Origin of the sequence: Shewanella piezotolerans WP3, from assembly GCF_000014885.1 — a bacterium.
In the GTDB taxonomy this organism is placed as follows: domain Bacteria; phylum Pseudomonadota; class Gammaproteobacteria; order Enterobacterales; family Shewanellaceae; genus Shewanella; species Shewanella piezotolerans.
Window position 1 is genome coordinate 430,149 of sequence record NC_011566.1, and the last position, 19,413, is coordinate 449,561.

The 19,413-nt window shown below is 44.9% G+C and carries 18 protein-coding genes; 7 read left to right on the forward strand and 11 right to left on the reverse strand.

The annotated features are described in order from the left end of the window. Positions 1–2: 2 nt before the first annotated feature. Positions 3–683, reverse strand: a complete 681-nt coding sequence (locus SWP_RS24335; protein WP_228371099.1) for a Kelch repeat-containing protein — start codon at positions 681–683, stop codon at positions 3–5. Between the two features lie 193 nt (positions 684–876). Here SWP_RS24335 and SWP_RS01900 point away from each other — a divergent pair, with 193 nt between their 5' ends. The 3 genes from SWP_RS01900 (at position 877) to SWP_RS01910 (ending at position 3,305) form a co-directional block, all read left to right on the forward strand. Beyond that, positions 877–1,968, forward strand: a complete 1,092-nt coding sequence (locus SWP_RS01900; RefSeq protein ID WP_020910629.1) for a hypothetical protein — start codon at positions 877–879, stop codon at positions 1,966–1,968. A gap of 9 nt (positions 1,969–1,977) precedes the next feature. Beyond that, complete coding sequence (locus SWP_RS01905; RefSeq protein WP_020910630.1) at positions 1,978–2,547, forward strand: LemA family protein; 570 nt, start codon at positions 1,978–1,980, stop codon at positions 2,545–2,547. A gap of 410 nt (positions 2,548–2,957) precedes the next feature. Continuing rightward, positions 2,958–3,305, forward strand: coding sequence for a TonB-dependent receptor (locus SWP_RS01910; protein WP_020910631.1), 348 nt, complete (start codon positions 2,958–2,960; stop codon positions 3,303–3,305). A 682-nt stretch (positions 3,306–3,987) separates the two neighbouring features. On the opposite strand, the gene SWP_RS23155 is transcribed toward SWP_RS01910, so the two are convergent. The 10 genes from SWP_RS23155 to prmA form a co-directional block, all read right to left on the reverse strand. Then, on the reverse strand, positions 3,988–4,446 hold the full coding sequence (locus SWP_RS23155) for a TadE/TadG family type IV pilus assembly protein (protein WP_020910632.1): 459 nt from the start codon (positions 4,444–4,446) through the stop codon (positions 3,988–3,990). Positions 4,447–4,448: 2 nt separating this feature from the next. Beyond that, positions 4,449–4,916 (reverse strand): TadE family protein, encoded by a 468-nt coding sequence (locus SWP_RS01920; RefSeq protein WP_020910633.1) that lies wholly within the window; start codon positions 4,914–4,916, stop codon positions 4,449–4,451. Positions 4,917–4,925: 9 nt separating this feature from the next. Next, on the reverse strand, positions 4,926–6,377 hold the full coding sequence (locus SWP_RS01925; protein ID WP_187148531.1) for a pilus assembly protein TadG-related protein: 1,452 nt from the start codon (positions 6,375–6,377) through the stop codon (positions 4,926–4,928). A 475-nt stretch (positions 6,378–6,852) separates the two neighbouring features. Next, complete coding sequence (locus SWP_RS01930; RefSeq protein ID WP_020910635.1) at positions 6,853–7,563, reverse strand: glutamine amidotransferase-related protein; 711 nt, start codon at positions 7,561–7,563, stop codon at positions 6,853–6,855. Between the two features lie 43 nt (positions 7,564–7,606). After that, positions 7,607–8,800 carry an iron-containing alcohol dehydrogenase gene (locus SWP_RS01935; protein WP_020910636.1) on the reverse strand — a complete coding sequence of 398 codons (1,194 nt, stop codon included), beginning with the start codon at positions 8,798–8,800 and terminating at the stop codon, positions 7,607–7,609. A 39-nt stretch (positions 8,801–8,839) separates the two neighbouring features. Beyond that, complete coding sequence (locus SWP_RS01940) at positions 8,840–10,255, reverse strand: aldehyde dehydrogenase family protein (protein WP_020910637.1); 1,416 nt, start codon at positions 10,253–10,255, stop codon at positions 8,840–8,842. 94 nt (positions 10,256–10,349) lie between these two features. Beyond that, the gene (locus SWP_RS01945) at positions 10,350–11,717 is read right to left on the reverse strand and encodes a glutamine synthetase family protein (protein ID WP_020910638.1); all 1,368 of its coding nucleotides are present in this window, start codon (positions 11,715–11,717) and stop codon (positions 10,350–10,352) included. 611 nt (positions 11,718–12,328) lie between these two features. After that, positions 12,329–12,634 carry a DNA-binding transcriptional regulator Fis gene (fis, locus tag SWP_RS01950; protein ID WP_012153658.1) on the reverse strand — a complete coding sequence of 102 codons (306 nt, stop codon included), beginning with the start codon at positions 12,632–12,634 and terminating at the stop codon, positions 12,329–12,331. A gap of 17 nt (positions 12,635–12,651) precedes the next feature. Further along, the gene (gene dusB / locus SWP_RS01955) at positions 12,652–13,620 is read right to left on the reverse strand and encodes a tRNA dihydrouridine synthase DusB (RefSeq protein WP_020910639.1); all 969 of its coding nucleotides are present in this window, start codon (positions 13,618–13,620) and stop codon (positions 12,652–12,654) included. A 151-nt stretch (positions 13,621–13,771) separates the two neighbouring features. Continuing rightward, a complete protein-coding gene (gene prmA / locus SWP_RS01960) occupies positions 13,772–14,653 on the reverse strand; it encodes a 50S ribosomal protein L11 methyltransferase (RefSeq protein WP_020910640.1) in 882 nt (293 codons plus the stop codon). Between the two features lie 370 nt (positions 14,654–15,023). Between prmA and SWP_RS01965 the strand changes: the two genes are divergently transcribed. From SWP_RS01965 to SWP_RS01980, 4 genes are all read left to right on the forward strand, one after another. Continuing rightward, on the forward strand, positions 15,024–15,728 hold the full coding sequence (locus SWP_RS01965) for a fumarate reductase cytochrome b subunit (protein ID WP_020910641.1): 705 nt from the start codon (positions 15,024–15,026) through the stop codon (positions 15,726–15,728). Between the two features lie 149 nt (positions 15,729–15,877). Further along, a complete protein-coding gene (locus SWP_RS01970) occupies positions 15,878–16,555 on the forward strand; it encodes a fumarate reductase cytochrome b subunit (protein ID WP_020910642.1) in 678 nt (225 codons plus the stop codon). 83 nt (positions 16,556–16,638) lie between these two features. Continuing rightward, entirely contained in the window at positions 16,639–18,636 is a 1,998-nt protein-coding gene (locus tag SWP_RS01975; RefSeq protein WP_020910643.1) for a fumarate reductase flavoprotein subunit, read from the forward strand. Beyond that, on the forward strand, positions 18,633–19,376 hold the full coding sequence (locus tag SWP_RS01980; protein ID WP_020910644.1) for a fumarate reductase iron-sulfur subunit: 744 nt from the start codon (positions 18,633–18,635) through the stop codon (positions 19,374–19,376). The genes SWP_RS01975 and SWP_RS01980 overlap by 4 nt, the downstream gene beginning before the upstream one ends. Positions 19,377–19,413 lie beyond the last annotated feature (37 nt).

Consider the following 19,413-nt stretch of genomic DNA (forward strand, 5'->3'; position numbering starts at 1 on the left):
ACCTATTCATTACCCACAATGCCGCCAGCCTGGCCAAATACTGCTGGAATAGGTAGCGGACTGGCTTGCGCCCAGCTATCGGTTTTAGTGTCGTAAACTTGTACTAAGTTGACGTTACCATGTTGATGCCAACCACTTAACAGATAGATATAACGATTCTGATAAACCAGTGCGGTAGTGTCATCAACAGCTACCGGCATATCGGCGATGCGAGTATAGCTTTTATCCTTAATTGAGAAGCGGTAGTTATCGGCAGTCGATAGCTCTTGATGATCACTAGAAACAGTAAAGCCACCAAAAAGGTAAGCATCACTGTTAATGCCAACAGCTATAGCGGCCAAGCGTCCACTTATTTTATTTATGTGTGGTACGGCTGGTAACGGTTGCCATTGAGCTGCTGGATGGCTTATCTCCAGTGACCATGCTTTGTTATGAATCGCCTTATTATCTTTGTTTTGCCCCATCCCCATAAAGCTCAGCAGGTAATCCTTTGAATCGTTGCTGACTATTGCCACTGCATTATTCGTGACCGGCTCTGGCAAATCAGCTATTGGTTTAGCGGTCGCCGTTGTTGAGTAGGCGAACAAGAGTAAAAAGATAATGACGTTTGACATGATTAGGCTCGCTAAATTGTTTGAGAAAGTTAATGTAGCAAAATCTGATAGTGGGGCAAAATTAATCATTGTAGATTCGCTTTGATGCAATTTTGGCCATTAACTGTCATTTTTATTCGCCTAGTAAAATTACTAGTTTTATTTTTTTTGTGCTGAGCATTGATAGGGATGGGAATGAATTGGTTATTTTTTTCAATATAATATGGAGCGTTAAGTTATTTATATTTATGGCGAATAACAATTCTCACTTTTAGGTTTATGAATGGCATTTAAAGATAATAAAATTAGTAAGTGGTTAGAAGGTAATAAATTTAGTCAGTGGTTAAAAGATGATAAATATCATCGCCGCGTTGCTTACATGGATGAGGTGCTGGAAAGGGTCGAAAAATCTGAGTCCGTCGATGAATTAACCGAGCTAGTGGACGAATACCAAGAAAAAAAAGGAGACCTTTTTTATAGTTTCCTTTGTAGTCGTTCGATAAATGTTTTGCATAGCTTAATAGTATTAGTATTTGCTAGTTACATTGGTTGGATGTATTTAACTTTGTTGAATTCGAGATATACATATGGCTCTAGTTCCAGTAATGGTTTTATCGTTACTGTGGCAACTCTTGCACTAATGTATCTGCTAGTTAAGCTTGTTGCTAACTTAAAGAAAACCAAAAAAGACAAATTTGTAAACTACATTAAAAGGCAAACCAAAGCTGTTTATAACAAGGTGCTGTTGCTACGCCATGGCGCACAAGTGAAATCATTAAGTAGCTCAGCATTTTACGATTTTCAGCGTGGCAATTATAGTAACCATGTTGCTGCTTATCGAATTGAGCTAGGTGATGAATTTGAAGGGGTGAATGCCTTTGCAATTGTTCGCTCTGAGCATACTGAACAAATTAAACGTACCGAAGGGTTTGGCAAGAATAAAAGAGTCTACTACGAGTACAAGACATTCTGGCGTTATGGTGTTGTCATGAGTGGATGCAATCGTCATAAAGGAGTCAAAATTTCTAATTCAGGCAGTGTTGTTAAGTCTGCTGGTTATGAAACTTTTAAACCTTCGCTAATTTCTTTTGATAAAAAATTCTACAGTGAAGGCGAAACTCAAATAGCGGTTGCACAATTTTTAACGCCGAAGATGATGTTGAATATTGAGGCATTATCACAGCAGTATAGTAATTTAACTATTGAAGCGGATAAGGATGGTCATCTGTTAGTTTCACAGGTTGATTTTGATATTTTACCTCCTTTGGAAGGTTATATTACATTCGATAACTTCACAGAAGAATTGTTCGAAAAAACCTCACTTGAAATCTTTATGCAATATACCCGTAACGTCCATAGTAAAATATATAATTAGGAATTGATAATGTTTGAACAAGTAATCGCTGGTACCATTATAGTGTCTGTCATTGGTACCATCATCGCGCTATATAATAGTATTGTTTCTGAGCATAAATCAGTACAGCAATCTTGGGATGATGTGATTGTTATTGAAAGACAACGCATGCGCATTTTGCCTGAATTGGAAAAAGTGCTTAATGAACACAAGCTGTTTGAATCTGATGTGTTTAAGAAAATTGCTGCCTTAAGAAATAGTGTCGAGCAGCTTGATGGCAAAGAGATTGAACCTAGCCGCTGCAGCGAAGTGAGCAATGTCTCAGAGCAGTTGATGCAGAGCTTGAGGTTTGTTTCTGAAAGCTACCCTGAATTAAAGGCATCAGAGTCGTTCAGCAAGAACATGGCAGAGATTGTTAATCAAGAAGAGCATGTAGGAGCGGCATTGCGGGTGTTTAACCAAAACGTCGCGATATTCAATACCCGGATTGAAAGTTTCCCAAGCAATATGATTAATGGCGTATTGAATAAGAAAAAGCCAGTCGACAACTTTGTTGATCAGTCAGCATCAGGTTCTTTTGATTATTCACCTAATCTATAGCGCTCCGAGCCGATATTTTTCGATAAAAAGCCCTTCAAGGGCTTTTTTTCGTTGTGGCCTCTGCATATACCCGTTCTACCTGAAGATGCTGGATTCAGTAGGAATTTAATGGGCTTTAGTCAAGGTCAGTTATTGCTCCTGCTAAACTGACATTCGAACCTTCCCTGGTGCTTGCATTGATTGCCATTAATGGTCGTTCCCTTGGTAAAATCATATATTGCGAGCGGCTTGAATATCCATATTTGGATGCTTTTTTGAACAGCTGTAAGTCGACATAAACCTTTGATTTGTATGCTGTGTCACAGCAAGGTGTGACACAGTGTCGCAGTTAGCTGGGTTTTAATTGTTACCTGTCATCAATCATTTATAAATCGCTGCATAATCAAAACAAATTTGTCATAGGACTGTTTATGTATCGCTGTGCATTGGTGAGTGCAATGACACTTTCTTTGGGCCTTCTGCCCCATTTTCATGTTTATAGTGCTGATTCAAATCTCGAACTGCCGTCCCTCGCAGCTTCCATGGCTAAGCCCACTGAGCAAGCTGAGAAGATGGAGCACATAGCGATAACTGGCAGTCGTATCTTTCGCGAAGAGATGACTTCGAGCGCGCCGATAACCGTTTTTACCGCAGAGGATATTGAGAAAATTGGTGCAACCTCGGTGGATGTGTTGTTGCAACGCATGTCTGCCTTGCTTCTTGGGTGTCCCTACTCCCAATATCCAGTATTACTTCTCTGTGGAATAGTGCCTTTGTAGCCTTTGTGTTGAACTAGCTTAGGGGGGCCTTGGTATCAGTTCACGCTAATGACAAAAGATTTATTAGATTTAGGAAACAAGGCACTTCACTGGTGCAAAAGTTGTTTGGAGACATTAAATTGGTTCGTTGTACTACGAGCACATTCAAACTAAGGGGGAGAGTTTAACTGGTTTTATTCTAGTTCTCATTTACCTGTGTGCGACGGCAAACAATAGTGTTAGCCCAATGAGTCGGTAACGTTTTACAGGTCTTAAGGTATATCTTAATGATGATTGCGGCCCAACCTCACCGCTTTGTAATGTGTGGTAGTTATATGGAATTGCGAAAAAGTAAGGGAAGGGGAGTATTGGGAATGCAAAATTTATCGCGGAAATCACACATCAAGCTATCGCAATGCCTCAATAAATCTAAGGTGAAAATTCTGAATTAGAAGCCAATGATACCAAAATTGACCATAGATGGTAGAGGTCGATTATGCAATGTAAAGTGGCTAGAGCAGTTTCTATTAGAAATTTCTTCGGTAATTGTAGGCATTATCCTTAGTTAAATAGCACCAATAGAAGCACGAAAGGTTGTAGAAGGTAGTCAAAACGCCAATATGTCCCTATTTTTGGGGCGAATCAACACTCATATGATTCTCTTGTTTTTTGTTCCTGGTAAACGTTGAAGTGAATCAAGGGGTTAGAAGTAGATAACAGTACTGGAGGTACTAGATAGTGTTAGGTTAGGCAAAAAAGGGGTCACAGGGCTGAAATCATGTTCTACGAGCACCTTCACTACTTTCCCTGCACTTAGATCCAGTAAATTACCATTTTGTTCCCATGTCGTGGTGACAGAAATACCTTTTAAAGGTCTTGCTCTTAAAGTTACATATGCTTCTACTTTAGTGGATGTCGTCGGAGCGTCACCAGCTCGCCTCAGATCCTCTCCTGCTTCAGCCCCTCGCACTACAGCGTAGCGAACTCCTTCTCTGGCTGCATGTGCTACTGTACCGTAGGCATAGATCATTCTCGCTCCATCTAAAATAACAAACAGTAGTAGAAAAAAGAGTGGGGCTACAATAGCGGCTTCTACGGCAGTTATTCCTCTTTGGTGCGTACTTGGATTACGCTGTTGATTAAATAAATGGTTACTCATCATGGTTATTGCGCTCTTATAATTGCAGTTCGACTAATTGGAATGTCATTCGGAATGAACGGGTATTCAACCACCGTCCTAAAATCGCGGCTAGCTGTAACTTCAATAAATATCTGGAGCTCAGCTGCGCATAAGTTACTAGTGCAAGAGACTTCTGTAATGCTGCCTGGACATTTACAAATTCGCTTAGAGCTCACATCAACAGCTTGTTCGTTTGCATTATTTATGAGAAGGTCATTCGCTTCCTGCTGAGCAGATGCTTGAATCCCAGAGGTATCAACGACTAAGTTAGTGCTTTGTGCTGCATATCCTGCTGCGGCTCTCGCTGCGCTGGTTGTGGTAATTGAAACATACATTACTCGACCAAAATCCATAACTAAGAGCATCACTAAGATTAAAAATGGCAAAGTAATCACGGCTTCTATGGCTGCGACTCCTCTCTGTTTTGTATGAGATCTATAATGATTATTCATGAACGATATTTACTCTACTAAGGTGACGCGTTTTAGTGGTGAACCGCCTGCGCCAGTGAAGTTGGTTATTTCCACTTCTGAACCACTCGATATTTCCAAAAACTTTGAAACTAAAATGGCATCAGAGGGGTTGCCTGATGAGCCACTGTGGAACTTTAAATGTTGGTTCCACACATATATCGCGCCTGCAAGTGTGGCGGTCACACTGCTGTCGATTCGGTTGACTGGGTACGCTCCAGGATCTTTCGATGAAGGTGCATCTCTATCTGAGAAAAAGAGCACACCATCTAAGTCATTTTCGCACGCTGTTCCGCTGCTACCACCATTACAAAGAGGGGCTGAAAAATCGACTTCGGCACTTGAGTTAATGTCCAGCGTCCAATACCACTCTTTACCTTTTTCCGGATCTTTATTTCCACTGGAATTACAATCGAAATAACAGGTGTTATAGAATGAAACACCTGAGCCAGTGGCTTCTGAGTCACTACCTTCTATTCGTAGCCCACCACCTCGAAGAATGTATACGCCTGGGTTAAATGTGACGTTTCCTTTCTTGACTAATATTCCGCCACAGTACGTTCCTGGGTTTAGGGTCGAGTTGCCACTTTTGTCGACGGTGTAGGACTCATAAGGACCATTGGAATCTTTTTTCTTACCGCTACAACCGGTAGCGTCACATTGCTCTTCATTGGGGCAAGCGCCGGAACTACGATCTACAGTGGGAGTTGGTAATCCACTGAAAGGGTCGGGAGCTGGAAGTGGCGATTGAGCGGCTGGTAATCCTTTGCCGCTAAGTGGGCAATCGCCTGGATTGTCGCACTGATAAGCATCTCCCCCAGAGTCACAATTCTGGTTTTTTTTAAAGCCTCCAACGACAGTAATTGTACCTGCTTTAACACAAGCTCCACTTTCGACAGAGCTAGCTTCGTTGTCATCTGAATTTACCCATATTCCACAACGAGCATCTAGTAGTGAGTCACTGCTTACTTCAAAAGCTTTTTCCTCGTTATCATCCAAAACATAGACGCAGTTGTTACCACTCGCGGTATTTCCATTGGCAACAGCTCTGACAGTGTAAGGTATGGAGTTGATACCAAGAACGCGTGAAAAGAAAGTTAGAGTAGGTTGTGTGATAATGACTTCTACAGAAAACGGGTCACCGACATAAAACCCAGACAAAGGAGGGTTGTTAATTGCTACATTAATGCCGTCATCACCATGAGTAAAACCATTGGCCACTGCTTCAGCATCAGCAGCACTAATTATGCCTCCATCACGGCCGTAGAATTTTTCGAATGCTCCAGCCAATGCCGCAGCATCTGCCGCTGTTTGGGCTCGGCGATAATCTGAAAATACTTTTCCAGAGTCTAAGGCTAAGCCAGCTAGTGCCAACAGGGTAAGCAATGATACTACTGCCAAGGGGGCAACGATCCCTTTCATTTTCCTATGTGTAGAAAGCATGATTTCCTTTCGACAAATTGACATTATCATTACTTAATTCTAGAAGAGGATCTGCTGTTTTGCTAGGGACTGAGAACCCTCTAAATTGGCTTTCAAATTTCTTAGTAAATCGGTCGGCTTTAGGGGGATGTTTTTTCGCTGGCAAGGAGAAGCAGGGCTGTTCTTACTGGCGCTTAGTTGCATATATAGTATCAAGTGTTTGCGTTTTATCGTTTACTCGATATCTATCTAGATGTAACTAGGTTTCTGTGGCCTCTTTAGTAATGAGTTGATCCGTCAGGTTCTATTGGTAGCCATACCCCTGTAACAGGAGGTGACTGACTTAGTATTAGTCGTCTTCCATGTTTTAAGCTTAGAACTGCTTTGTTTAATTAAAAAGGTGTGTGGGGTCATTGGGCTATAGTTAGGGGAAAACTCGAAGCTTACTATCAGCCGATACTTCCTCAATCAATATCGCGTAGCGTGATAGAAATAATCAGACATTGTATTGCTGCAAAAAATTCACAATCCAGCGAGTCACAAGTTTGTCATCAACTGGCTGCGACAGTGATTCAATGCCGGCTTCGACTCTGCGGTGAGGGATGCGATCGCGACGTGCATTCATTAGATCTTTTGAGTAATGCTTGCTAAATTCTGGGTGCCCTTGGACACCTAAAAAGTGTTCGTTTATCTGGATCATAGCAAAGGGGCAAAAATCACTAGTGGCAATGATCTGGCTATCAATGGGCAGTTCACTGACTTGATCTTGATGACTCACCACCAAGGATATTGCTGCTACAGCTTCATTCATCCAAGGCGTGCTCTGAGTTACTTGGGATGTTGCCACGCCAACCCCCCAACCTTTTGGAGATTTAATGACCTTGCCCCCTAACGCTTTAACCATCATTTGATGACCAAAACAGATCCCAATAAACTTTCTCTTAGCTGCATAGAGTTCGGCAATATAATGTTTAAGTTGGCGCACCCAAGCCTCATTATCATAAACACTGTAACGGCTCCCCGTGGTGATGTAGGCGTCACATTCATCCATTGAACTTGGGTAAATACCATCGATAACCCGGTACACTGAAAAGCTCATTTCAGCGTCAAAGTCTTCAAACAGACGCATAAACATCATAGGGTAATTACCATGTTTAGCTTGCAGTGAGCTCGTGACATCATCGCATTGTAAAATGCCTATTTTCATCACACCTCTCCTTGTCGAAAAATCTATTTTCATTCCAATGAATTCAGCACCCACAGGTAGGATGGGTATTTAGCAGTCGACCGTTTACCGCATCGCTAAACAGTAATGAATACTCGACGTCGGTCAACGCGACGGGGTTTCCGGCAGCTGCCGCATCTTTAGCTGCCATTTGGCCTATTAAAACCTCATCAGTTAGCTCTATGCCTATTTCAGCTAAGGTGTGCGGAATAGCTAGCTGCGTTCTAAGTGTTAACACCCAAGCTAGAAAACCATCGAAACTGGCATCATCAAGTTCAAGATACTTAGATAAGCGTATGATACGTTCCTCTATTGCACTGCGGTTTCGGAGTAGTACGTAGGGCATTAAAATCGCATTTAATAATCCATGATGCTGGTTATACAGGGCGCCAAGTGAGTGCGCGATGGCATGCATGCCGCCTAAGCCGCGTTGAAAGCTGGTGGCGCCCATGCTTGAAGCGACTAGCATCTGGGTTCGTGCTGCAACGTCTTCACCATTGGCAACGGCTCTGGGAAGGTACTCTTTAACCAAGCGTATCCCTTCAATCGCTATGCCCTCTGCCATCGGATGATAAAAAGGGGCGCAATAGGCTTCCAAGTTATGGGATAAGGCATCTAAACCTGTTGCTGCAGTTATATGAGCTGGCAAACTTAAGCTGAGTGCTGGATCGAGTAAAACACTGGCGGGCAGCATGTTCGGGTGAAAGATAATGCGTTTAATTGGGTGCTGACCATCGGTATCGGTGATCACCGACGCTCGGCCGACTTCAGAACCTGTGCCCGCGGTGGTTGGAACGGCTACAACGGGCAGCATTAAGCTTGCATCGACACGGGTCCAATTACTGCCAATATCTTCTGCTTGCCATAGCGTGATTGCTTGCTTGGCGATCATGGCAATGGCTTTGGCGGTATCTAAACTTGAACCACCACCGAGTGCCACCACACCATCAAAATCGCCAGCGTTTAAAAACTTCACCCCATCGCGAACATTGTTGCCGGTTGGATTGGCTTGAATATCAGCAAACACTGCAGATTTAAGCCCTGCGGCTGTGCAGTATCCAATGGCCTCTTCGATCATAGGCAGAGCGGCTAAACCGGGATCGGTGATCAGCAACACCTTGGTCATATTGAGGGATTTGCAGCGCTCCCCCAGCTGCACCAAACAGCCTGCACCCACGGTGATGGCCGTGGGGAAATTCCAACTTGCATGTAAATCCATGATGACTCCTTTTTGGAACCCGCCTTGACGAGTTCTGAGTTAAGGATGTTTAATATGAAATGACTTAGGGCGAGTTAGATGCTCAAACCCCAATTGAGATAAGGTGCAGCCCCGTCCAGATTGCTTTACCCCAGTCCAGGCTAGTGCAGGATCTAAGTAATCACAGCGATTGAGAAAAAAAGTCCCCGTCTGCAACCGCTCGCCTAATACAATGCCTTGGTTTATATCTTGAGTGAATATACTGGCTGTTAAGCCAAAATCACTGTCGTTCATCAAGGTAATTGCTTGCTCATCTGCTGAGACTTTCATTATTCCGACCACGGGGCCGAACGATTCTTGTGTCATGACGCTCATGGTGTGATCAACTTGGGTGAGGATTTGAGGGGCAAGGTAGGGTGTGCCTTGTTGACTCATGGGAAATAGCGTTTCGTCTATATGCGCTATGGCACCTTTATCAAGCGCATCAGCTATCTGTTGCCTAACAAAATCTGCAGCAGAGGTACGTACCATAGGGCCTAGTGTGGTGGTTGGATCGTCAGCCCGTCCCAGCTGGTATTGTTTGGCTAAGGCGATTGCCTTACTGATAAATTCATCAAAAATACTTTGATGAACATAGATGCGCTCGATACCACAGCAAGATTGGCCTGAATTGAAAAAGGCACCGTCTACTAAGGTGGCAACAGCGTTGTCGATATCGGCATCCTCACGTACATAAGCGGGATCTTTGCCACCAAGTTCTAGTCCTACACCAATAAAGCGGCCACTAGCGGCTTTCTCTACCATTTCGCCACCATAAACCGAGCCAGTAAAGGCGACATAATCGACCTGCTCATTGGCAATAAGCTTAGCGGTATTATCGTGACTCATATGCAGATATTGAAAAACGCCTGCCGGTAATCCTGCATCTGTAAATGCTTGGTATAGGCGCTCAGCACATAAGGGGGTTTGCGCTGAGTGTTTGAGGATCACGCAATTTCCCGCCAGTAAAGCCGGAATAATGACATTTATCGCAGTCAAAAAAGGATAATTCCATGGCGCGATTACCACCACAACACCTAAGGGTTCACGTTTTATATAACGAGTAAATCCAGGCTTATCTTCAATATTAATATCCACTAAGGCTTGCTCAGATACGCTGAACATATAGTCGCTGCGCTCGGCCACGCCATTAAGCTCTCCTTTACAGTAACGTATCGGGCGACCCATCATCCAACTGAGTTCCTTGGCGATATCATCTTTATGACTCAATAACTGCTCAATGGCTTTTTGACACAAGGCTTTACGCCGCGCTAGCGGCGTTTGTTTCCAGCTGTTATTGGAACCACTATAAGCTGTAACTGCTTGCTCAACACTGGCTAATACTTGATGCTCATTGGCGAGCTGACGGCTAACAAACACACTGCCATCTATTGGAGATACGGTGTCTTGCGTCTCTATTTTTGGTGGTAATGGCATAAATAACTCAACTCCAATGCTTTGAATTTCACTTTCAGCTGCACTTTCAATCTCAACTCGCTATGACTGCATCATCTAAAGTCGAATTGTGAGCCTAAATAATCTCGAAATAACGCGCCATTTCCCAGTCTGTTACGTGCTTTCTAAACTCACGCTCTTCCCATTCGCGACTAATGGCGTAATGCTCGACAAAGGATTCTCCAAAGCAGCTTTTGGCCGCGGTAGATTGCTTGAATCGCTGCGCTGCATCCCACAGTGTGGCGGGCAGTGCGAGAGAAGCGTCATGAGTTTGTTCATAAGCGTTGCCTATCACTTGTGCTTGTGGCTCTAACTGGTGCTCTATGCCATAAAGGCCGCTGGCAAGCGCGGCAGCAAGTGCAAGGTAGGGGTTGGCGTCGGCAGCGCCTAAGCGATATTCAACACGCTGAGATGATGCCGAACCAGGAATAACCCGCAGAGCGGTCGTTCTATTTTCTACTCCCCAAGTGGCATCGGTGGGTGCCCAAAAGCCGGGGATCATGCGCGAGTAACTATTAATGGTGGGGGCAATCATGCACAGGAATTCTGGCATTAACGCCTGTTGACCTGCCAAAAAATGTCGCTGTATTTTACTCATGCAGTGAGTCTGGCTAGGGTCATAAAATGCAGAGCTACCATCTTTGTTTTGTAGTGATAGGTGAATATGACCACTTTGCCCCGGATAATCTGCAGACCACTTGGCCATAAAAGTCGCCATCAAGTCTCGCTTCTGTGCCAATACTTTCATAAAGGTTTTAAACAGTGCGCCTTTATCGGCAGCGGATTCGGCACAATCAACCGCAATCGCTGCTTCAATGACCCCCGGACCCGTTTCAGAATGGATCCCTTCAATCGGAAAGTCCATGGTCTCAGACATCGACAAAATATCCTGATAAAGCTCTGAGTGCACCGAGTTGCGGATCATCGAATAACCGAACCAGTCGGGGGTGATCGTCTCTAGGTTACGGAAGTTCTTTTCCCTAATTGATTGTGGTGTCTCTTTAAATAGAAAGAACTCATACTCCAATGCTGCAAATGGGTTAAAACCCATGCTTTGCGCTTTCTCTATTACCCGTCTTAAAGTTCCCCGTGGGCAGACGGCTTCAGCATCTTCGGCAAATTCAGCGATAAATAGCAGCATGCCCGCTTCACCAACAACATCGCGGCAGGTATGGGGTAAGATTCTCATTGGTGCATCGGGGTAACCTGTGTGCCAACCAGTATACTTAGCGTTGTCGTACAGTTGATCTTTTACATCCCAGCCCAGTACCACATCGCAGAAGGAAAAGCCTTTTTCTAAAGAGGCGACAAACTTAGCCTTAGACATGTATTTGCCGCGCATCACCCCGTCTATATCGAATAGACCGACCTTAATATGGGACAGTCCCCGTTTCTCAATGATGGCAATGGTATCGGCAATACTGTTTACTTGTCTCGCTTGCATATTCGCGCTTCCGTGTGACCTATTATATTTTTAATAGTAGTCGCTATAGACAGTTAGGCGTTTTTTTAACGGCAAAAATTAACTGAGTTACTTGGTGAGTTTGTTTATCAAAATAGGTATCGAACAGAGGGAGGGCTTAATACCAATTGCATTAAAAGTTTGACCATTCAGCGGGAATTAAAAACGCTGTAGGCAAGTAGTGGAATTTGAGCTAATAGTTATTCTATATCCAAATCCCATAACGAAGCATACAGCGTTTTGAAACCCGCACTACGTGAGCCCCTCAGTCTTTCCACTTCTGCTTTGCATTGGCTTAAAAGGGAATAACCATTTCTTTACCAATGCGTTTTGAATTGAAAAGACTGAGGGGCTCTGAACTGCTCAAATACTTAATGCAATTGGTATAAGAAGTTCAGTGTTTGTTTTCTTATCTGTAGCAAAGAGAGCTGCTGGTGTTAGGAATAAAAAGTTGAGATAAGTCAGTAGGTGGACGCTGTTAGCAGTTTTGTGAAATTAGCGACGAGTGAAAAAGCAGTGTGCCCTTTGGAAACAAAAACGGGCTCCCCATTACTGGAAAGCCCGTTTCAATACAACAGCTTAAGAGGTGAGTCTTAGTTCATGCCGTACTTTTTTAATTTCTTACGCAAAGTACCACGGTTGATACCTAGCATGTTTGCAGCACGAGTCTGGTTACCGCGAGTGTGTTGCATGATGATATCTAGCAGAGGTGCTTCAACTTCGCTTAACACCATTTCATAGACTTCTTCAGCTTCTTGCCCGTCCATTTGAGCGAAAAAGTTTGTTACTGCACGCTTGACCGCATCGCGTAACAATTGTGGCTTGATAGCGCCACTTGCGGTTTCAATTTTGCCAACAGTAAGTGGGTGAACTTCAGTGTGAGTTGTTTGATCAAACATTCGTATTCTGCTCTTTATTAATTTGCTGCAAATTCATCAAAATAGTGTTCCACCATGGAACATTGTTCTTCAACGGTTACTAGCCGATTAAATTCGGCTCGAAAAGCGCGTTGTGATTCTTGGTTTAGGTACCATCCAACGTGCTTTCTTGCGAAACGAATGCCCTTATAATCGCCATACAATGCGTAAAGCATTTTAAGGTGCTCAAGCATCAATTGACGCTTTTCATCCGTTTCAACGGGCGCTAGCTTATTACCTGTATCCAGATAATGTTGGATTTCCCTAAATATCCAAGGCCGTCCTTGAGCGCCCCGTCCTATCATCAAAGCATCCACCCCAGTATAATCCAGCACAAAACGCGCTTTCTCTGGCGTTAAAATGTCTCCATTAGCGACAACAGGTATCGAGATCTGTTTTTTAATTGCTTTAATCGTGTCGTACTCGGCTTCGCCTTTATACATGCACTGCCGTGTTCTACCGTGAACGGCTAACGAGGCAATACCACAATTTTCCGCAATCTGGGCAATATGAACACCATTCCTGTGCTCTGGGGCCCAACCCGTTCGAATTTTTAGCGTAACTGGCACATCCACTGCTGCTACCACTGCCTTTAGAATTGCTTCTACCTGCTGTGGATCTTGCAATAGCGCAGAACCCGCTAGCTTCTTATTCACTTTCTTTGCCGGACAGCCCATATTAATATCAATGATCTGAGCGCCTTGCTGTACGTTCACAGCGGCGGCATTCGCCATTAACTCAGGGTCTGAACCCGCAATTTGAACCGAACGTATCCCGTCTTCACCTGCATGTGTCATACGCAAGCGGCTTTTATCTGTATCCCAAACATCAGGATTTGATGAAAGCATCTCCGAAACCGCCATGGCTGCGCCATAACGAATGCAAAGATTTCTAAAGGGCTGGTCTGTGACGCCTGCCATTGGTGCCACGATCAGCTGATTTTTCAGTCGATAGGGTCCAATCTGCATTTATCAAATCACCTTGCTCGTCAAAGGGGCGCTATAGTACGCCTTTTTCAAGCCTGTGAAAAGGTCAATAAATGACCTGAGGGCAACTTTTTTGCTTGACTTTTGCTAGGTGCGAAGTCTGTCGCGGCGCAGAGTGCGCCGCGCAATACCGTTATTTGCGTATCCCTGTCAAGCGGCTCCAGTCGTCTTTGTGAGCAGGCGCGTCCATCTCGAACCATTGGCTGTAAAAGGCTGAAACCTCGTCAGCTTGCTCTTTTAATAGTCCTGAAAGTGCTAGCTGACCGCCGGGCTTTACTTTTTCGGCAATCAAAGGTGCCAATTCACGCAATGGTCCTGCAAGAATGTTGGCCACTAAGATATCGGCGATTAAGCCTTCTGGCTGATCTTCAGGTAGGTATAGTGCAAGTTGATCTTCAACACCATTGCGCTCAGCATTAGCTTTAGAGGCTTCAATCGCTTGGTAATCGATATCGACACCTGTCACTTTCTCTGCGCCAAGTTTGAGTGCTGCTACCGCTAAAATGCCTGAACCACAACCAAAGTCGATGACGTCTTTATTACGGTAGTCGAGTCCATCTAGCCATTCTAAACACAGCGCTGTGGTTGGGTGAGTTCCAGTACCAAATGCCAAACCGGGATCAAGAATAACGTTGACAGCAGTAGGGTCGGGAATTTCACGCCAGCTCGGGCAGATCCATAATCTGTCGCCAAACTTAATCGGATGGAAATTATCCATCCATTCGCGTTCCCAGTCTTTATCTTCGACCTGCTCAATCTTGTGACTGAAGTTCTCGCCTAAATAAGGCAGTAACTTTAGCCGCTCAACCACTGGCACTAAATCATGGTCTGCTTCAAATAGAGCGATGATTACCGTGTGGTTCCACAGTGGTGTTTCACCTAAGGTTGGTTCATAAATAGGTGTGTCTTTACCGTCTTCGAACGTAATAGATATTGACCCTTCTTCCATCAGCTGATCGCTAAGTGCGTCTGCATGAGGACCGTCGGTATCAATTCTTAGTTGGATCCAAGGCATGAGAATTCTCGTTTGCTAGATATATCGCCGTATTGTATACCCAAACGAATAGAAGGTGCAGGATCTACAGGCAATATTCATGTTTTTACTTAACGATTCAACGGCTAAACGAAAGAGCAGTATTATTGTAAGTGCAAAAAATTAATATGATTTGTTTTGTTTGAAAGTGATGTTCAAGTTACTGAAACTTGGTGGTTAAATGGTATTACCACTGTTTTTGTTTTACCCCCTTGTTTGTGATCTTGCTCTAATGATTAGCTGAAATAGGGTGAGCAAAGTCACGATTGAAAATGGTGGTTCAACCTTGTGAGAAACAACTTGCTAGAGTGTAAATCCCACGACTAGGCATAAGATAAACAAGATAACCACCATGTTAGCATCCTACATAAGCGCAAATGGACACCCCGCCTCGGCAAAAGCGGACAAAATACAAAGCATCACCGGCGTATTGATGGGCTGCTTCTTATTAGCTCACCTGCATTTCGAATCTAGCATTTTACTTGGCAAAGAAGCCTTTTATACCGTGGTGCAGTTTCTTGAGGGCGGAATGTTTAGCTCTACAGGCCACGGCTTTCCAATTGTGACTAAGGTCTTCTCGGTATTTATGTTGCTGGTGGTGATGGCTCATGCTGCAGTGGCATTACGTCGTTTTCCTGCGCAATTAGGTCAGTGGCGCGCACTGAGACGGCATATGTCCGTGATTAACCATAAAGATAGTCATGCGTGGTTCTGGCAGCTAGCGACTGGTTTCGTGCTGTTTTTCCTAGTCCCTGTACATCTTTTTACCATGATCGCTAACCCTGAAATCGGCCCTCATCTTTCTGCTGAGCGTGTTTACCACCAAAACGCGTGGTTGCTGTATGCCTTATTGCTGCCAGCGGTAGTGATCCACGCCATGGTCGGTTTGTACCGTGTCGCAGTTAAATGGGGCTTAACCACCAAGCGCACTGCACTGCGAAAACTGGCGAAAGGATTGATCATTTACCTTATCGTTATTGGCATTCTTAGTTTGATTTCATACTTAATCATTGGCAGCGATTTGAGCATGCCGGTGGAGGCGTATCGACCAAGTTAACAGCGGTTTTTAATGCCTTAACAGATAAATTAGCTGTCGCTGGATTAATCACTTCTTTGTTGATCTATCTCACTGTTGGAAAGTTATTTGTGAGCGACATTGGTAACAGTGTCGTTATGCGAAAATCAACAACATGAATAGGGAAGCGAATGAGAATAATAAAAAATCGCGAAAAGCTAAGCGGCTGGCTTGATATCAGCCAAAGCGCAAGTGGAGTGGTGTTAGCAGTGTTTCTGTGGACTCACTTGTTACTAGTCTCATCGATTTTATTCGGTGAGGAAGCGATGACATGGGTCGCCAAAACCATGGAGCTGAGTTTCTTATCGGCTGACGGTCATGGCTACCCTTGGGTCGTCACTATCATGGCCATGGCTATTGCGGTTATCGCTTTGCTGCACGTGTTGGTTGCTGTACATAAGATGCCGCTTAATTTTCGTCAGCAAAAAGCGTTAAAACAGCAGCTAAATCTGGTCAATCACGGGGATACCCGTTTATGGGTTTGGCAAGCAGTGACCGGCGCAGTGATTTTCTTATTGCTGCCAGTGCATTTGTGGTTGATAGGCGCAGCACCTGAAACCATAGGGCCATTTGGTAGCGCCGCTAGGATTTGGCAGCAAGGTGTTTGGCTACTTTATCTGCCGCTACTGCTTTGTGTTGAACTGCATGCGGCGATAGGGGTGTATCGAGTCGCTGTAAAGTGGGGCGCGGTTAGAGATCTCAATAGCCGTAGTCGGCTGAAAAAGATTAAGAGCATTGTTAGCGTCATTTTCATTGTGGTGGGAATAGCGTCTCTGTTGGCATTTTTGCCCTACGCAAATGTGCAATAGATAGATTTGATTAACAGCGCTTAGCCATCTGGCTGAGCAAAACAAGTAACTGGATAAACTCTGCACCCGCTTAAGGAGCACGTGTGAAACTGATATATACCGATTCGTTAGTGATCGGCGCTGGACTTGCTGGATTACGAGTCGCTATCGCGTCTAAAGAGCGCGGGCTAGATACTGTTGTGTTGTCACTTATTCCTGCCAAACGGTCGCACTCGGCAGCAGCGCAAGGTGGCATGCAAGCAAGTCTGGGCAATACCGTCAAAGGCATGGGTGATGATGAAGATGTGCATTTCCAAGATACGGTCAAGGGATCGGACTGGGGCTGCGATCAAGATGTGGCACGTATGTTCGCCCATTGTGCACCCAAAGCGGTACGTGAGCTGGCAAATTGGGGAGTACCTTGGACTCGAGTCACTAAAGGGCCGCGACAAGTGGTGGTTAATGCCGAGAAAGTCACCATTGAGGAAGCTGAAGCGGCGCATGGTCTAATTAACGCGCGTGACTTTGGTGGCACCAAGAAATGGCGTACTTGCTATACCGCAGATGGCACTGGGCACTCCTTATTGTATGCCGTTGATAACAAAGCTATCTCGATGGATATTCCCGTGCATGAGCGTATGGAAGCTTTGTCGCTGATTCATGACGGTAAGCGTTGTCATGGTGTGGTTGCGCGTTGTTTGGTCACAGGTGAATTGCGCGCTTATGTGGCTAAGTCGACTACCATTGCTACCGGTGGCTATGGCCGCTTATATGAAGTCTCTACCAATGCGATTATCTGTGAAGGCATCGGCCAAGCCTTAGCGCTAGAAACTGGTGTTGCCAAACTGGGTAATATGGAAGCGGTGCAGTTCCATCCTACAGCTATTGTGCCTGTTGGTATTTTAACGACAGAAGGTTGTCGAGGTGATGGCGGTTTATTACGTGATAAAGATGGTCATCGCTTTATGCCGGACTATGAGCCTGAAAAGAAAGAGCTCGCTTCACGGGATGTGGTTTCACGCCGAATGACAGAGCATATGCGCAAAGGCAAGGGCGTTGATAGTCCTTACGGACCGCATTTGTGGCTTGATATTACGCTGCTGGGCCGTAAGCATGTTGAAGCTAACCTGCGTGAAGTTAAAGAGATCTGTGAGAATTTCTTAGGCATCGACCCTGCTAAAGACTGGATCCCTGTGAGGCCGACTCAACATTATTCAATGGGAGGTATTCGCACCGATGCTACTGGGCAAAACCCGCAGCTTAAAGGTTTGTTTAGTGTTGGTGAGGCTGCATGTTGGGATATGCATGGCTTTAACCGTCTTGGTGGTAATTCATTGGCTGAAACCGTCGTCGGCGGCATGATTATCGGTAAGTATGTCGCTGATTTCTGTCAGCAGAACACGTTAGAGATAGACACTGGCTTAGCGGAGTCTTTTGTCGCGAAAGTGCAAACTGAGATCGACACCTTAGTCGATGGCGACGGCAGTGAAAATCCGTTTGAACTTAAACAGCAGATGCAGCGCATCATGATGGATTATGTGGGTATTTTCCGCAATGGCCCAGAGTTAGATAAAGCGGTGAGTGAGTTACAAGCGTTATTGAAACGCGCCAATGCGTTAGGGCTTAAATGTAAGAAGCGTCATGCTAACCCTGAGCTTGTCGAAGCATTGCGAGTTAAACGTATGCTCAAAGTCGCATTAACCGTTGCTGCAGGGGCTGCTGCTCGCACAGAGAGCCGCGGAGCACATGCCCGTGAAGATTTCCCTCAACGCAACGATAAAGACTGGCTGAGTCGTACATTAGCGAGTTGGCCAGATGCTGAGGCATTGTCACCTCAGCTCGATTACGAGCAGCTTGACGTGATGAAGATGGAGTTGCCGCCGGGATACCGTGGTTACGGTATTGATAATGCAATCGCCCACCCAGATACAGAGAAGCGCGAACAGCAGATAACAGATATTTTGGACGATCTAGGCGAAGGTGCCGATCGCCATGAGCGACAAAGTGCACTTATGCCGTTTGAAGTGCCAGAGTCATTAACACCTAAGAATGAACGTTTGAGTGAAATGCTAGAACAGCAAGTTGCAGGAGAGGCCCAATGAGCCAAGAAGCCACAAAAGGCCGTATGTTAACCTTTAATATCTTTCGTTATGACCCTCAAGAGCCGGGTGATAAGCCAAAAATGGTGAAATACCAGCTCGAGGAAACACCGGGAATGACGGTATTTATTGCGCTGAATCGTTTGCGTGAGGAGCAAGATACCTCGCTGCAGTTCGACTTTGTTTGCCGTGCTGGTATTTGTGGTAGCTGCGCAATGGTGATCAATGGTTTTCCTACTTTGGCTTGCCGCACTTTAACCAGTAAATACCCTAAAGGTGAGATCATGTTGATGCCATTGCCAGGGTTTGAATTGATTGGCGATCTGTCGGTGAACACAGGTAAGTTTATGCGTGAACTCGCTGAACGCTTGAAGCTTTGGTTACACCCTATCAGTGATGACATTGACGTGCATCGTTTAGAAGCTCCTATGGATCCTGCAGAAGCCGCTAAGCTTTATGAGTTAGAGCGCTGCGTAGAGTGTGGCGTTTGTGTATCAGCCTGTGCGACGGCGCAGATGCGAGACACTTTTGTCGGTGCGGTTGGCATGATGAAGTTGGCACGCTTTGAGCTCGATAGCCGAGATGGCCGTGAGCTTGAAGATTTTTACCATGTGATAGGAAATCAAGATGGTGTCTTTGGCTGTATGACGCTGCTGGGCTGTCAAGACAACTGTCCAAAAGATCTGCCGCACATGCAGCAGATAGCCTATCTAAGACGTAAGATGGCGGTGACATTAGTTTGAGGCTAATTTTGCTTTAAGAAAGGGCCTGCATAAGCAG

Coding starts and splice junctions, on each gene's coding strand:
- SWP_RS24335 (WP_228371099.1), bottom strand. CDS start 683: ATGATTAATTTTGCCCCACTATCAGATTTTGCTACATTAACTTTCTCA.
- SWP_RS01900 (WP_020910629.1), top strand. CDS start 877: ATGGCATTTAAAGATAATAAAATTAGTAAGTGGTTAGAAGGTAATAAA.
- SWP_RS01905 (WP_020910630.1), top strand. CDS start 1,978: ATGTTTGAACAAGTAATCGCTGGTACCATTATAGTGTCTGTCATTGGT.
- SWP_RS01910 (WP_020910631.1), top strand. CDS start 2,958: ATGTATCGCTGTGCATTGGTGAGTGCAATGACACTTTCTTTGGGCCTT.
- SWP_RS23155 (WP_020910632.1), bottom strand. CDS start 4,446: ATGATGAGTAACCATTTATTTAATCAACAGCGTAATCCAAGTACGCAC.
- SWP_RS01920 (WP_020910633.1), bottom strand. CDS start 4,916: ATGAATAATCATTATAGATCTCATACAAAACAGAGAGGAGTCGCAGCC.
- SWP_RS01925 (WP_187148531.1), bottom strand. CDS start 6,377: ATGCTTTCTACACATAGGAAAATGAAAGGGATCGTTGCCCCCTTGGCA.
- SWP_RS01930 (WP_020910635.1), bottom strand. CDS start 7,563: ATGAAAATAGGCATTTTACAATGCGATGATGTCACGAGCTCACTGCAA.
- SWP_RS01935 (WP_020910636.1), bottom strand. CDS start 8,800: ATGGATTTACATGCAAGTTGGAATTTCCCCACGGCCATCACCGTGGGT.
- SWP_RS01940 (WP_020910637.1), bottom strand. CDS start 10,255: ATGCCATTACCACCAAAAATAGAGACGCAAGACACCGTATCTCCAATA.
- SWP_RS01945 (WP_020910638.1), bottom strand. CDS start 11,717: ATGCAAGCGAGACAAGTAAACAGTATTGCCGATACCATTGCCATCATT.
- fis (WP_012153658.1), bottom strand. CDS start 12,634: ATGTTTGATCAAACAACTCACACTGAAGTTCACCCACTTACTGTTGGC.
- dusB (WP_020910639.1), bottom strand. CDS start 13,620: ATGCAGATTGGACCCTATCGACTGAAAAATCAGCTGATCGTGGCACCA.
- prmA (WP_020910640.1), bottom strand. CDS start 14,653: ATGCCTTGGATCCAACTAAGAATTGATACCGACGGTCCTCATGCAGAC.
- SWP_RS01965 (WP_020910641.1), top strand. CDS start 15,024: ATGTTAGCATCCTACATAAGCGCAAATGGACACCCCGCCTCGGCAAAA.
- SWP_RS01970 (WP_020910642.1), top strand. CDS start 15,878: ATGAGAATAATAAAAAATCGCGAAAAGCTAAGCGGCTGGCTTGATATC.
- SWP_RS01980 (WP_020910644.1), top strand. CDS start 18,633: ATGAGCCAAGAAGCCACAAAAGGCCGTATGTTAACCTTTAATATCTTT.